A 13950-nucleotide genomic window follows, 5' to 3' on the forward strand; every position below is an offset into this window, starting at 1 on the left:
CTCACTCCCCGGCGGTCGCGATCGCGGCCAATTGCTCGATGGTCGGGTGGTCGAGCACGGTTCTCGGCAGGATCACCAGTCCGGCGTCCTGCGCCCGCTGGATGAAGTCGACGGCCAGGATGCTGTTGCCGCCGAGTTCGAAGAAGTTGCTGCGGATGTCGATCTCGTCGTGCTCGAACAGGTCCCGGAAGATGTCGCACAGCAGCTTTTCGGCCGGGGTGCGGGGTTCCTGGCCGGCGGGCCGCCGGGTGGCCGGGCCCGGCTCCGGCAGCGCGGCCCGGTCCGTCTTCCCGCTGGGGGTCAACGGGACGGAGTCGATCGTCGCGTAGATCGACGGCACCATGAAGTCGGGCAGGAACCGGCCGGCGTGCGCACGCAGTTCGGCCGCCGAGGGCGTGGCGCCGTCCGCCGGCACGACGTAGGCCACCAGCTGCGGCCCGTCGGCCGCGCCGTCCCGCAGCACGGCCACCGCCCGCGCCACGTCCGGGTGCCGGCGGAGCACGGCCTCGACCTCGCCCAGCTCGATGCGGTACCCGCGCAGTTCGACCTGGTCGTCGACCCGGCCGTGGAACCGGATGTTCCCGTCGGCCCGCAGGGAGGCCAGATCGCCGGTGCGGTACATGCGTTCGCCGTCTGCGGAGAACGGGTTGGCCACGAACTGCTGCGCGGTCAGGCCGGGCCGGCCGAGGTAGCCGCGCGCGAGCCCGGGGCCGCTGACGTACAGCTCGCCGATCTCGCCGGTCGCGGCCGGCCGCAGCTCGGCGTCGAGGACGTGCACCGACACCCCCGGGATCGGCCGGCCGATGGTGACCTCGTCCCCCGGGCCCAGCGGGCCGGTCATGGTCGCGCACACGGTGCATTCGGTCGGGCCGTAGGCGTTGACGAAGACGCGTCCCGGCGCCCACTGCCGCACCAGGCCGGGCGGGCACGCCTCGCCGGCCACCACCAGCACGCGCAGGTCCGGCGCCGCGTCCGGGGACACGGTCGCGGCCGCGGCGGGCGGCAGCACCGCGTGGCTGACGCGGCCGTCCCGGAGCGCCTTGGCCAGCGGTTCGCCGGCCAGCGTGCCCGGTCCCGGCACCACCAGGGCAGCACCGGCGGTGAAGGTGGCCAGCAGCTCGGTCAGGTAGGCGTCGAAGCTCGGCGACGCGAACTGGAGCACCCGGCTGTCCTCGGTGACCCGCATCGTGGCGACCTTGGCCTCCGCCAAGGCGGGCAAGCCGGCGCTCGTCAGCGCGACGCCCTTCGGCCGGCCGGTCGAGCCGGAGGTGTAGATGACGTAGGCGAGGTTCGCCGCGGTGAGCGGGCCACCGCGTTCGTCGTCGGTCAGGTCGGTGCCGGGCAGGGCGTCGAGCGCGGCGGTCAGGCCGGCCGAGTCCAGCACCAGCTGCGGCACCCCGTCGTCGGCGGGCAGCACCGGGACCGCGCCCCGGACGGTGCACAGCAACGCGGGCCCGGAATCGGCGAGCAGGTACGAGATCCGCTCGCGCGGGTAGTTGACATCCACCGGCAGGAACGCCGCCCCGGCTTTGGCCACGGCGAGCACGCTGATCACCATGCGGCTCGACCGGGGCAGCGCCAGCGCCACCAGCCGATCCGGGCCGGCGCCCTCGGCGAGCAGCAGCCGGGCCAGCCGGTTCGCCCTGGCGTTCACCTCGTCGTAGGTCAGGACCTCGCCGGCGGAGACGATCGCCGGGCCGTTCGGCCGGCTGCGTACCGTCCGCTCCCACAGTTCGGCCAGTGTGGCCGGTGCCGTCTTTGTCGTCGCCGACTGATCAGAAACCTTGTTCAGTCCGGTGCTGGACAAACCGCCCCCTGTTGAATATCACCGTGGCCGTGCCACGGTGAAGTCTCCATGCCATTGGCACATGGTTCCCGGACGACCGGCGGGAAAGCCACCCGTGCCGGTGATTCCCGGGATGGTTCGCCGGACAACCATCGCGGCGCCATGCCAAAAAACCGGGAAGTCGAGCTGAACGCGATTCAAGCACGCCGTGGTTCTGCCGTAAAGCGTTCGACCGATCCGTTCTTCCTCGTCACCCGTTCCCCGCCGGGCGCGGGTCCGTCCCGCGCTCGTCGACGTAATCGAGGCACTCCTGCCGCGATGCCGCGTCGAGCAGGACGGTCCAGCCACCGGGAACATCGGCGAACGAAGGCCAGAGCGAATATTGGCCGCCGGCATTGGCCAGCACAAGATAGACGCCGTTCTGGTTGTCGAAAGGGTTCGTCGCCACCGCGAATACCTCTCCAGATATTGTCGGACGTGCATTACCCGGGCCCGGCCGGCGGCCGGGAGCCCGGCGGCCGGGGGTTCGGCCGCGGGTGTTCAACCGCAGGGTTCGAGCAGTTGAACGTCCCGCGGCCCCGAACTCAGACCGTTTTTCTCCGCCGCTCGGCGCTGCGGCCCGCGAGCTGGTCGGCCAGCCGCTGCCAGGCGGCGGCGGACTCGCGGGCCATGTCGATCACCATGGTCCGGCAGTGTTCCGGCACGCTGTCGGCGATCTGCGCGATCTGTTCGATCTGCTCGACGCTGCCGCCGGGGGCGCCGCCGAGCAGGCGGAGCAACCGCCGTCCGACGTCGGTGAACCGCAGCGACGGGTCCTCGCGCAGGCTCTGCAGCACGCGGCCGAGGTCCGCCCTGGTCCGCCGCGTCGCCGCGATCGCACGCGGCCTCAGGGCCGCGGCCTGCTGCCGGGCGGTCATCGCCGGCTCGCCTCGCCGCAGCCTGGCACGCACGTCACTGGCGGTACCCAGCGAGATCCCCGCGGCCTTGGCCACCTCGCGGACCGACGCGTCCGGGTTCCGGGCCAGCAGTTCACTGGCCCGCTGCCGTCCGGTCGCACCGTCCACGGGCCGGCTGCGGCCGTCCTGCCCGGTCCGGTGCCCGGTCACGGACGACGGCCTCAGCGACGCGACCGTGCTGGCCGCCAACCCGGCGGTCCGGCCGATCCGGCGGTCGGACCAGTGCGGGTGCGATGCCATGATCCGCTCGGCGGCGGACCTGCGCTCGGCCATGGTCAACGGCAGGCCGTGCGCACGGTTCAACTCGACCGCGAGGACGAACAAGTCGGCCGAGGAGCCGTCGACGTAGACGACTTCGATCACCTCGTCGCCCCGGGCGCGGGCGGCCCACAGCCGGTGCATTCCGTCGACGACCCGCCGCGTCTCGCGGTGCACGACGATCGGCGGCAGGGCCTCTTCCGCTTCCGCCAGCGTACTGATGTATTCAGTGCTTTCGCCGGACCGCAGGAGTTCGGCCGGCGGCAACAAGGAATCGATCGGGACCGGTTCCCCCTTTCCGGTCGTTCTGGCCAGAATCGGCGTGATCTCCTCATCATCGCCGTTAATCACATGGTCCCCCAGGGACATAATGATCCAACCCCAGATCAGTGCGTTCAGGACATGGAGGTCTCGGCCGCGTCCCCATTGATCACGGTCGTGAGCGCCGCGGGCACGCCGCCGGCTCGCCGGAGTCGCAGCTTCGTCCGGTATGTCCGATTTTCGGTCGAGCCCGTCGCGGATCCTCCCCCGCTCCTCCCCTTGACCACGGGAAGGAGGCCCAGCCGACACCCCCCGCACAACTCGCAACCCCAGCTTTGCTTATTGTAGCTGGCGGGATTAATGGGTCAAATACTCCAGATGCAGGCGTTCCGTTCACCTGGAACAAGATTGGTACGGGTAACCGACTTGCCGAGCGCGTACCGGAAATGATAATGCGAACTTCCCCGCGTGGCAGGGTTTTTCTTGATCGACAAGGAAAACGGCCGGCACACCCCGCCCGGAACAAGATCGAGTCAAGGGCACTCACCCGATCGCCGCCGCCGGCCTCCGCGGCGACGCAATGATCACGGCGTCGGCATTCCGGAGAGGACAACGGTCCGCGGAATGCATTCGCGGACGACCGCGGGAAAACCGGCTTCGCCGGCGTCGGGCCCGCCCGGCGACCCCTACAGTGGAGCCATGAGTGAGCCGGAGGAGCTGGCCCGCGCACTGCGGGCCACGGCCAGGACTGCCGCGACCACCGCCCTGCGCGAGGGACTGGAGGACATCGAGGCGCGCCACGGCCCGCAGGTCGCCGACGAGGTCGCCGGCCTGATCGACGTCGACGGCGTGTTCGCCGGCCTCACCGACCGCGAAAGGAAGGTCCGCCGGGCCGACCACGACGACGAGCCGTGGGAGTTCAGGCCGGTGACCTCGGGGTGAGCGCGGCTCACTTCTGCCAGTCGTAGCTGAGGACGGGCGGGGCGTCGGACACCTTCCTGACCGTGAGGTGCTGGTGAAGAGACCTCGCCGCTCTTCTTGTCGTAGATCTGCTGCGTGACCTTGATCTGGTCGTCACCCCGGGCGGCGGCGTAGTAGCCGGAAGGGTCCTGGGAACCGGCTTCGCGGGTGTAGAACCCGACTTCGCCGCCGAACCCGTAGCTGCTCTTCCACAGCTCGAGCCGGTACTGCTCGCCGGTCGTGTAGAAGTCGCCGCCCTCGACGTACTTGAAGCCGAGGTAGTCGTAGATCTTCTGCGCGATCTCGCGGTTCTGCAGGAGCAGTTCCCAGTTGCCGGTGCGCAGGACGATGGCGAGCCTCGGGTCCTTCGCCACCAGCGCGGCGAGGCCGGGCACCTCACGGAGCATGAGCGCGCCGATTTCCGGCAGGCTCCGCTTGCCGGAGCCGGCGAGCTCCCACACCTGCCCCGGCTTGGTGCGCAGCTTCAGCCCCTCGGCGAGCAGGACCGCGTCGTAGCCGAGGACGACCCGTTCCAGGTCGGCCAGCACGACGAGCGCCCGGGCCTTGATGGCCTTGTCCTGCGCCAGGCGAACACGATGTTGCCCTTGCCGTGGGAGAGCGTCCAGGACCGCTTCCCGAGTGGCGCGGCAGGCCCGGGCCCGGTCGTCCAGCTCGGTCGTGCTGCCCTTCTCCACCTTGTCGGCGAGGTGCCGGATCTTGTCGAAGACCGACGTCACCGATCGATCCTTTCGAAGCCGCCGTCGAGGGCCTTCAGGAAGACGTCGCACGCCGCGGCGTCACTGCTGTCGTAGCTCTTCGCGGCGGTCTGGATGCTTTCGACCAGGCTGGTGACCTGCAGCTGCGCGGCCTGCGGGTCCTCCTGCCGGGTCAGCAGCCAGACGTCGTAGTCGCCCGCGAAGCCGGCGGCCCGGTCGGTGCCGCCGACGTTCGGCGAACCCCCGGGCGTCAGCGTCGGCGGCTTCCCCGCGCCGAGCTTGCCGGCGGCGTTGCTGATGTCCGCTACATCGACCTCGAAACCCACCGCGTTCCTCCCCGCTCGAGTGACATCCCGCGTTGGCGATGTAACACCCGACTCCTGCTGTGCCGTCCGGTTCGCGCCTCCGGTTCCCCGCGTCGCCTGCTCCGAAAGGGCACCCTTGAGGGCCGTTCGTCCCCCAACCCCGCCGCCGGACCTTGACCGGGCCGGACCCGCGTCCCTACCGTTCGGCCACCCTGGCGGAAAGGTCTGAACCAGTGACCTCCGCCCCTTCACGAGGAGGTGCCATGCCGTCCAGGCGTACCTTCATCACCGCCGGCCTGGTCGCCGCGGCGGCCGGAACCCCGTTGTGGTCCGCCGTCACCGCGCCCCGGGCCCGTGCCGCCGCCTCGCTGCCGTTGACGCTGAAGAACAACTCCGGCAGCGGCACCGTCTACGCCTACGTCAGCGGCGCGGACACCTCGGGCCGGCCGGGCTTCGTCACCGCCGGCGGCCAGTTCCAGCGGCTGGCCAACCCGTCTTCGCCGGTGACGCCGATCCCGGACTACGCCATCCCGCTGACCGGCTCGGGGGCCCAGGTCACGGTGCCGCTGAACGACTACCTCATCGGCGGCCGGGTGTGGTTCTCGGTGGACCGGAAGATCCAGTTCTTCGTCAACCCCGGTCCCGGCCTGGTGCAGCCCGGCTTCACCAGTTCGGACCCGAACTGGCAGACGAACTGGACGTTCTGCGAGTTCACCTACAACAGCGCCAACCTCTACGCGAACATCAGCTACGTCGACATGGTGGCGCTGCCGGTGTCCATGGCCACGACGGGCGCGGCCGGCTCGCAGTCGGTCAGCCCGCTGCCGGACGGCGCGCTCGGCGCCATCGCCGACGGGCTGCGCGCCCAGCACAACACCGACGGCGCGCCGTGGGACCGGCTCGTCGTCACCGACGCGGCCGGCAAGGTCGTGCGGGTGCTCGCGCCCGGCCACTCCCCCACCGACTTCGGCGGTTACTGGACCGGCTACCTGAACGCCGTCTGGGACCACTACCGCACGACACCGCTGACGATCAACGGGCAGGGCGCCATCGGCTCCTACACCGGCACGGTCAGCGGGGACACGCTGGTGTTCGCCGGCCTGAACACCAACGGCGTGCCGTTCACCAAGCCGAGCGCGGTGGACATCTTCGGCTGCGCGAGCGGACCGCTGTACAACTCCGGCGGGGACGCGCGGGGCGCGATCGCCGCCCGCCTCGCGGCCGCGCTCAACCGCAGCAGCCTGCTGGTCGCCGGCGGCAACAACCAGCCCGACGGCGTCCCGCCGTCGCAGTACTACCGGGATCCGACCACGAACCACTACGCGCGCCTGGTGCACCAGCACGCGTCGATCGGCTACGCCTTCCCGTACGACGACGTGGGCCCGACCGGCGCGCAGCCGGTCGACGGCCACCTCCAGGACCCGGCGCCGACGTCCTGGACGGTGTCACTGGGCGCGGGCGGCGGCACGACGACCCCGCCGGGCGGAGGCGGGGTGAGCGCGTACTCGACCATCCAGGCGGAATCGTTCACGGCCCAGAGCGGCACGCAGACCGAGGCGTGCGGCGACACGGGCGGCGGCGTGGACGTCGGCTGGATCTCCAGCGGCGACTGGCTGAAGTACCCGGCCATCGACTTCGGCTCGAGCTCCCCCGGCAGTTCGTGGCCCGCCTCGCCTCGGGGGCAGCGGCCGGGGTGAGCGGCGCGATCCTGGCCCGCCTGGACAGCCAGTCCGGCCCGGTACTGGCCGAGATCGACTTCGCCGACAACGGCGGCTGGCAGCAGTGGCAGACGGTCCCGGCGAACGTCGTCGGTGCGGCGACCGGAGTGCACGACGTGTACCTGACCTTCGGAGGGAGTTCGTCGGACTTCGTGAACATCAACTGGTTCACCTTCACCCGCTAGCCGGGCGGAATCCGTTCACAGGTTGATGATCGGCAGCTGAGCGCCGGGGCGGTCCATCCGCCCCAGCAGCTCCTCCGGCTGATGGCTCACCGCGCGCAGGGCGTTCACCGCTTCCGCCCGCCGGCCCTGGCCGGACAGCACCACGGCCAAGGCGAGACCCAGGCCGTCGGCCACGTGGGGGCAGCGCTGCCTGGCCAGCTTCAACGCGGCGAGGCAGTCACCCAACGCCTCGTCGTGGCGGCCGGTGCGGCTCAGCGCCATGGCCCGGTTCGCCAGCAGCATGACCCGCACGATCGGGGTGTCTTCGGCGTCGAGCTGACGAGCGGTCAGCTCGACGGCCCGGGCGAAGTCGCCGGTGCGGAACGCGGCCGCCCAGCCGGTCCGGTCGCCGAGCTGGATCAGGTCGATCACGCGGCCCTCCTCCGGCCAGGACCGGCGGTAGCCCAGGCGGAAACTCTGCCAGCCGTCCGAGGTCAGGTCCGGCAGCAGCGGGCGGATGTCCGTCGCGCACTGCTCCGCGCTCGGCCGGCAGTGCAGGAACACCGGGCGCGGGTCGTGCACCAGCGCCACGCCGTCGCGGTCGAACAGCCAGTTGCCGCGGTGGGCGTCGCCGTGCAGGACGTTGCGGGCGTGCAGCTGGGCGAGCGTGGTGCCGATCGCGAAACCGTCCGGGTCGAGCGTCGCCTCCAGCGGGGCGGCGACCCACAGGTGCCGGAACTCGCGGTAGTCCGTCACCACCGGCTGCGCCTCACAGGGAAACGGCTGCGGCGGCACGCGATCGGCGTACGAGCAGAGGAACCGGATGCTCTCGCGCCGGCCCACCACGAGCGGGTAGCGCGGCCCGCCCGCCCCGGTCAGGCACGACAGCGGCACCACCGCACACTCGCCGATCGACTCCGCGACGTCCCGCGGCCACTGGTCGAGGGTGCCGTCCTTCGGGATCTCGTCGCGCAGGAGCACGATCTCGCCGCGCTCCACCAGCTCGCGCACGGCCGGCAGGTCGGTGCCGGCGAACTCGGTCGCTTCGACGCGCGCCGCACCGAGCTCGAGGAGGAACGTCACCGCCCCAGCATAGAATGGCGACGTGGCCGAAACCGGGGAAAACGTGGCGCTGGTGACCCAGACCCTGGTCGCCAACGCCAGCACCGTGCTGAGCCGGCCGGACGCCCTCACGCTGCCGCGGTTCCTCGACCTGTGCGCCCTCTGCGAAGCCGTGGTGCTCCTCGACCGCCTGGAAGCACTGGGCGCGGCGGACGAGTGCCACACCGTCCTGGGCGGGCGCCTCGGCGGGGAAGGCCTCTACCGCACGTTCCACCCGACCCTGTCCCCCGACGAACTCCGGCGCGTCATGCTGCGGCTGCCGGACGAGCTCGCGAAACGCATCACCCTCGACGCCGGCGGCCACGAGCACGCGGTCGACGAGACCGGCGCGGTGACCGGCCTCGACTACACGACCGGGCTGAACAACCTCCTCAGCCAGGTCGACGCGCTCGGCGGGTACGCCAGCTGCGGGGACTGCACGGTCAAGGAGCGGATGTACCGCGGGAACGGCTACCTCATCGTGGCCGCGGCGCACGGCCTGGACTACTTCCCGGACTTCGACCGGGTGCCGTTCGTCGCGGGCACGTTGCAGAAGACCTATCGTTCGCTGCCGCGTCAGCTCTACGACAAGGTCACCGAATCGCTCGACGAGCCGCTCAACGGCGGTGATCTCGTTGCCGAGTGGGCGGCGATGTCGACCATCCCGATCCCGCCCATCAGCGCGCTGGTGCTCTCACGCGCCTCGTCGCTCGACGACGTCCCGGAGCAGCTGCTGCGCGTGCGCGACGAATTCCGCCGCTATCGCCGCTACTTCGGCGACTTCAAGGCCGCGCTGCGCACCGCCGACACCGTCCGCGAACGCCGGAAGCTGCTGGTCAAGTACCAGGCACTGCTGGCCGAAGCCAGTGGTCCCGAGCGCGAGATCGTGTCACTGACCGAGATGCTCAACCTCACCGAGAAGGCCGTGAAAGCCGCCGGCGGCCCGGCACTGCCGACGAACTACGGCGCCCTCCTGGTGACGCAACCGGTCGACTGGATCCGCCGGTGGTGGCAGCGGCGGCCCCTGGCCATCCTCTTCCGCCTGGACAGCAAACTGCCGCGGCTGTCGGAGTACCGGCAGCTGGTCGGCAAGCTGTGGGGTGAGGAAGCCGGCCACCACCTGCTCGGCCAGGTCGCCGGCCACGGCGCCCGCCTGCGCACCCTGATGGCCGACGCCGAACCGGGCTAGGGCGTGTCTGACAAAAGTCTCGGCTTGTAGCTGGGATGCTGCTGGTCGTGTCGCGGTTTCAGTTGCTCTCCGATGATCAGTGGGCGTTGATCGAGGATCTGCTGCCGGTCCGGACCGGTAGGCGTGGTCGTCCGTTCTCGGACGCGCGGGCGATGGTCGAGGGGATCATCTACCGGTATCGGTGCGGGCTGGCGTGGCGGGATGTGCCGGCGGTGTTCGGTGCGTGGCAGACGATCTGGACTTGGCATCGGCGGATGGCCGGTGACGGCACTTGGGACATCGTGCTGCAGCGCCTGCTTACCGACGCTGACGCGGCCGGCCTGGTTGATTGGTCGGTGTCGGTGGATTCCACGATCGCGCGGGCGCATCAGCACGCCACGAACATCACCCGCTCCACAGGGGGCTGGGTCGAACTACACGGATCTGCTGACCGAGCCGCTTGACCATGCGATCGGCCGCTCCCGCGGTGGCTGGAGCACCAAGGTGCACCATCTCGTCGATGGGAACGGCCGGCCGCTGGTGGCTTTGGTCGGGCCTGGGCAGGCCGGGGACGCGCCGATGTTCCCGCACCTGATGCGGCACTTGCGCATCCGCCGGGCTGGGCGCGGCCGGGCTCGGACCCGGCCTGACCGTGTCCGCGGTGACAAGGCCTACTCCTCGCGGGCGATCCGCGGGTATCTGCGTGACCGCGGCATCATCGCGGTGATCCCCGAGCCAGCTGATCAGGCCGGGCATCGCAAACGCCGCGGTTCCCGCGGCGGGCGACCACCCGCCTTCGACTCGGTGGACTACCGCGGTCGCAACGTCGTCGAGCGCCGGTTCAACCTGCTCAAACAGTGGCGTGGCCTGGCGACTCGTTACGACAAGCTGGCCATCGTCTACCGATCAGCGGTCGTCCTCCACGCCGTGATCACCTGGACCAAGGCATTGTCAGACACGCCCTAGGCGCCCCGGGCGGGACCGCCGGTCAGCCGTTGCGCACGATCCGCCACCGGGTGGCGGCGGCGCCGTCGTCCGGGCCCTGGACGGCGAACGCGCCGGCGGCCGTCGAGTTCTTCTCGATCCTCAGCAGCTTGCCGCTGTTGGCGTTGCGGATCTTCGCCGTTCCGTCGCCCTGGTCGACGACCGTCCAGCGGTGGTCGGCGGTGCCGTTGTCCGACCATTGGAGAACCTGCGCGTTGTCCGCAGTGGACATGTCCCGCACTCCCAGGACCTTGCCGCTGTTGGCGTTGCGGAACCGGACGGCGCTGCCGTCGGTGACCATCTCCCAGTTGTGGTCCGCGGTGCCGCTGTCCGACCACTGCAGCGCGCGGCCGCCGTCGGCGGTGGACATGTTCTCCACGCCCAGCACCAATCCGCTGCCCGCGTTGACCAGCCGCCAGGTCGTCCCGCTCTGGCCGCCGGTGTTCCAGTAGACGGTGTAGTTGAAGCCCTGCGCGTCGTAGAAGGGCACCAGGCCGACCGTGGCGCCGTTGGCCTTGGCGCTGAAGGCGAGCGTGCTGCTGCTGGTCCGCGTGATCGAGCTCCGGTCGAGGGCCGGCAAGCCGCTGAGCGAACTGGTGCCGTAGTTGCCGGCCAGGACCACCGGACCGTAGGTGATCGCCGCGACGTTCGGGTTGTCGTTGGCCGGCCGCACGTCGATCTTCATCGGCAGCCGGACGGTGACCGTGTCCCCGGACGTCCAGGCCCGGTTCAGGGTGGCGTAGCTGCCGGGGGTGGTGGCGACGTTCTGCGCGACACCGTTGACGCTGATGGTCGCCCCGCTGGTCCAGGCCGGGATCCGGACGCGCATGGCCCAGGTCCCGCCCGCGGTCCCGGTGACGGTCAGCGTGGTGGTGTCGCCGGCCGGGTACGACGTGGTCTGCGTGACGGTGATGCCGCGCTGGGCCCAGGTGAGGACCGAGGGCAGGAACAGGTTCACGATCAGCGTCGTGTCGTCGTGGAAGTAGATCGAATCCGCGAGCTTGGTCTGGGTTTCCAGGCCGCTGCCCTGGCAGCACCAGAACGAGTTGTAGTCGGTGCTCCACGTGCCGCCGCCCCACGCCGGGCCGACGCCGCGGCGGCCGCCCGGGTTGAGCGAGCTGAAGTACGTGATGTGCCCGTGGCTGTCGGCCGGGTTCTGCTGGCCGATCATCTGGTTGAGCAGTGCCCGCTCGTAGTAGTCGGCCAGGTCGACGCGGTCGGGGTACAGCGCCATCAGTTCCCGGGTCAGCTTGAGCATGTTGTAGGTGTTGCAGCTCTCGCACGTGTCCTGGTTGAGGTAGGCGGCGATGGCTTTGGGCGCGCGGAAGTGTTCGGCCTGGCTGTTGCCACCGATGACGTAGGTGTGCGCGCCGATGGTGAGGTTCCACGCGTTGGTGGCGATGTCGCGGTAGCGGGTGGTGCCCGTCGCCTTGTACTCCCGCGCGGCGCCGATCCACTTGGGGACCTGGGTGTTGGCGTGCAACCCGTTGAGCTGGTCCCGCCCCGCCGCCAGCGGGTCGAACACGGCGGCGTGGTCGAAGCGCTGCGCGGCGGTCAGCCACCGGGTGTCGCCGGTGGCCTGGTAGACGTCCGTCAGCACCGCGTTCATGCCGCCGAATTCGACGTTCAGCACCGACTGCATCTGGCTGTAGGAGAGCCGGGCGGTCCGCCGGTCGACCCAGCCGGCGAGGTTCAGGAGCACGTCGCGGGCCTGCGTGCTGCCGATGAGGCGCCACACGTCGAGCAGGCCGGCCAGCGTCTTGTGAATGCAGTAGTACGGCACGTTGCCGTTCGACAGGCGCCCGGCCTCGAGGTTGTCGAAGTCGGACTCGGGGAAGGCGGACAGGTAGCCGGTGGCGAAGCCGGCGGCGCCGTTGTTGGCCTGGCACTTGGCCAGCTCGGCCACCACGTAGGTGGCCTTGTCCCGGCAGGAGGTGTCGCCGGTGACCGCCCACAGCTGCGCCCAAGCCGTCAGGAAGTGCCCTTGGACGTGGCCGCGGAACGGGAAGTCCGGCGCGTCCCAGCCCCCGTTGGCGGCGGCGCCGTTGGTGGAGAGCCGGTGATTGGCCCGGAAGTTGCGCAGCAGCCGGTCGGCGTCGACGAACCGCAGGTAGTTCTGCGTCCGGTTCTGGTTGTCCAGCCACCGGCTCGCGGTCAGCCGCACCTGGCCGAGCTCGAACGGGACCGCGGTCACCCCGGCCTCGGCGCGCGCCGGAGCGATCGCCGCCGTGGCGGGAGCCCGGCCGATGACCGGTCCGGCCGCGGAGGCGACCGCGGTGACTCCGACAGCTTGCAGCAACCGACGGCGGGTGAACGATGCGGACACCGGAACTTCCTTCCCTCGACCAGGCGGGAAACGCACTCGGGGACGTTAGCGCTAACATCGCCGTCTGTCACGCCCCAGTCGTCTCGGCGATACCCGCCGGCGCTCTTGCGGTGCGGGGATTTCCCGCGTGGCGCGAGGCCCGCCCGCATGACGGGCCGGGCCTCGCGCCGGCGAAACTTACGCGACGGCGCCGCCGCTACTCGGCCGCCGCGGTGACGCGCTGGACGGCCTGCACGGCCGCGTCGGGCTGGTCGACGTAGATGTAGTGGCCGCTGGCCTCCGCGGTGGCCGCCGTGGCGCGGCTCGAGAGCCCGAGCCACTTGTGCTGCCCCTCCGCCCACGCCTTCTCCAGGGCGGCGCCGTACCCGGGGACGGCGGCCTCGAGGTAGGGCTGCCCGTGCTGGACGACCTCCACCGGGATGTCCCCGGCGGACCCCACTTCCCCGTCCTGGATGGTCAGGTTCTCCGGGTTCTGGCCGCCGTAGACGGCGACGCTCTGCCCGCGCAGCTCGGCCGCCGGGCCGGTCGCCGACTCCGGGATCGACGCGGTGGTGTCGGCGACGATGGTCGACGGCGTGGCGTCCAGCAGCACCAGCCCCGCGACCCGGTCCCGGTGCGCCGGGGCGTACCGGGCGGCGATCAGCCCGCCCAGCGAGTGCCCGGCCAGCACGACCGGGTGGTGGCCGGCGACGCGGTCCAGCACCCCGGTCAGGACCTTTCCGGTGCTGTCGAAGGTCTGCGGGCCGTTCGGCTGGTCGCTCGCGCCCTCGCCGAGCCGGTCGTAGGAGCAGACCCGGCCCTTCTCGCTGAGCGTCTTCTGGAAACCGGCCAGCTTGTCGAGGCCGTCGCCCAGCCCGGCCAGCAGCACGACCACCGGCCGGTCTTCGACCGCCGCACCCGCACAGGACACGTTCACCGACCGGCCGTCCACGGCGATCTTCACGGTGCCGGAAATCGGGCCCGGGTCGGCTTGCCGGGCCGCCGGGGCGCCTTCCTCAGGTTCCGGCGCCTCGTCGCAGCCGGCCAGCACCGGCGCGACCACGGCGAGGACCAGGGCGGCGACCGCGGTTGCCTTGACATTGCGGAACATCAGTACTCCATGAGTGGTTCGTTCGACGTCAGCCGAGCCGGCTTTCGCAGCCCGCACTGCAAGGCCCCGAAGGTTATGGGGCCGCGTCGCCGGGATCGTCCCCCCGAAGTGGACACTTGCGCGTAGCTCGCACGGGGGACAAAGCCGTCGTCCGGCG

The 13950-nt window shown here is 70.9% G+C and carries 11 protein-coding genes and 1 pseudogene; 4 read left to right on the forward strand and 8 right to left on the reverse strand.

Going from position 1 to position 13950, the window contains the following annotated elements; all coding sequences use genetic code 11:
* Window position 1 precedes the first annotated feature (1 nt).
* The 5 genes from ACH54P_RS09745 to ACH54P_RS09765 all read right to left on the reverse strand — a co-directional run bounded on the left by ACH54P_RS09745 (window position 2) and on the right by ACH54P_RS09765 (window position 5263).
* Window positions 2-1807 (reverse strand): amino acid adenylation domain-containing protein, encoded by a 1806-nt coding sequence (locus ACH54P_RS09745; RefSeq protein WP_489912022.1) that lies wholly within the window; start codon window positions 1805-1807, stop codon window positions 2-4.
* A 229-nt stretch (window positions 1808-2036) separates the two neighbouring features.
* Window positions 2037-2234 carry an MbtH family protein gene (locus tag ACH54P_RS09750; RefSeq protein ID WP_489912023.1) on the reverse strand — a complete coding sequence of 66 codons (198 nt, stop codon included), beginning with the start codon at window positions 2232-2234 and terminating at the stop codon, window positions 2037-2039.
* Between the two features lie 136 nt (window positions 2235-2370).
* Window positions 2371-3270 (reverse strand): ParB/RepB/Spo0J family partition protein, encoded by a 900-nt coding sequence (locus ACH54P_RS09755; RefSeq protein ID WP_489912024.1) that lies wholly within the window; start codon window positions 3268-3270, stop codon window positions 2371-2373.
* 677 nt (window positions 3271-3947) lie between these two features.
* A complete protein-coding gene (locus tag ACH54P_RS09760; RefSeq protein WP_489912025.1) occupies window positions 3948-4958 on the reverse strand; it encodes a hypothetical protein in 1011 nt (336 codons plus the stop codon).
* Window positions 4955-5263, reverse strand: coding sequence for a hypothetical protein (locus ACH54P_RS09765; protein WP_489912026.1), 309 nt, complete (start codon window positions 5261-5263; stop codon window positions 4955-4957). Before ACH54P_RS09765 ends, ACH54P_RS09760 begins: the two co-directional genes overlap by 4 nt.
* A 242-nt stretch (window positions 5264-5505) precedes the next feature.
* Here ACH54P_RS09765 and ACH54P_RS09770 point away from each other — a divergent pair, with 242 nt between their 5' ends.
* Together ACH54P_RS09770 and ACH54P_RS09775 are read left to right on the forward strand one after the other, a co-directional pair.
* Entirely contained in the window at window positions 5506-6939 is a 1434-nt protein-coding gene (locus ACH54P_RS09770; protein WP_489912027.1) for a beta-1,3-glucanase family protein, read from the forward strand.
* Entirely contained in the window at window positions 6936-7145 is a 210-nt protein-coding gene (locus ACH54P_RS09775; protein WP_489912028.1) for a carbohydrate-binding protein, read from the forward strand. Before ACH54P_RS09770 ends, ACH54P_RS09775 begins: the two co-directional genes overlap by 4 nt.
* Before the next feature lie 15 nt (window positions 7146-7160).
* Here the strand turns inward: ACH54P_RS09775 and ACH54P_RS09780 are convergent, their stop codons facing one another.
* Window positions 7161-8207: a BUD32 family EKC/KEOPS complex subunit gene (locus ACH54P_RS09780; protein ID WP_489912029.1), complete on the reverse strand. Its 1047-nt coding sequence runs from the start codon at window positions 8205-8207 to the stop codon at window positions 7161-7163.
* Between the two features lie 22 nt (window positions 8208-8229).
* On the opposite strand from ACH54P_RS09780, the gene ACH54P_RS09785 reads away from it, so the two are divergent.
* Together ACH54P_RS09785 and ACH54P_RS09790 are read left to right on the forward strand one after the other, a co-directional pair.
* Entirely contained in the window at window positions 8230-9414 is a 1185-nt protein-coding gene (locus ACH54P_RS09785; protein ID WP_489912030.1) for a hypothetical protein, read from the forward strand.
* A gap of 35 nt (window positions 9415-9449) precedes the next feature.
* A pseudogene (locus ACH54P_RS09790) lies at window positions 9450-10359 on the forward strand (IS5 family transposase).
* Window positions 10360-10381: 22 nt separating this feature from the next.
* Here ACH54P_RS09790 and ACH54P_RS09795 read toward each other — a convergent pair.
* Together ACH54P_RS09795 and ACH54P_RS09800 are read right to left on the reverse strand one after the other, a co-directional pair.
* Window positions 10382-12703: a beta-L-arabinofuranosidase domain-containing protein gene (locus ACH54P_RS09795; RefSeq protein WP_489912031.1), complete on the reverse strand. Its 2322-nt coding sequence runs from the start codon at window positions 12701-12703 to the stop codon at window positions 10382-10384.
* Window positions 12704-12899: 196 nt separating this feature from the next.
* Window positions 12900-13793 carry an alpha/beta fold hydrolase gene (locus tag ACH54P_RS09800; protein ID WP_489912032.1) on the reverse strand — a complete coding sequence of 298 codons (894 nt, stop codon included), beginning with the start codon at window positions 13791-13793 and terminating at the stop codon, window positions 12900-12902.
* Window positions 13794-13950 lie beyond the last annotated feature (157 nt).

This window comes from Amycolatopsis sp. N2S4-7 (assembly GCF_058119595.1).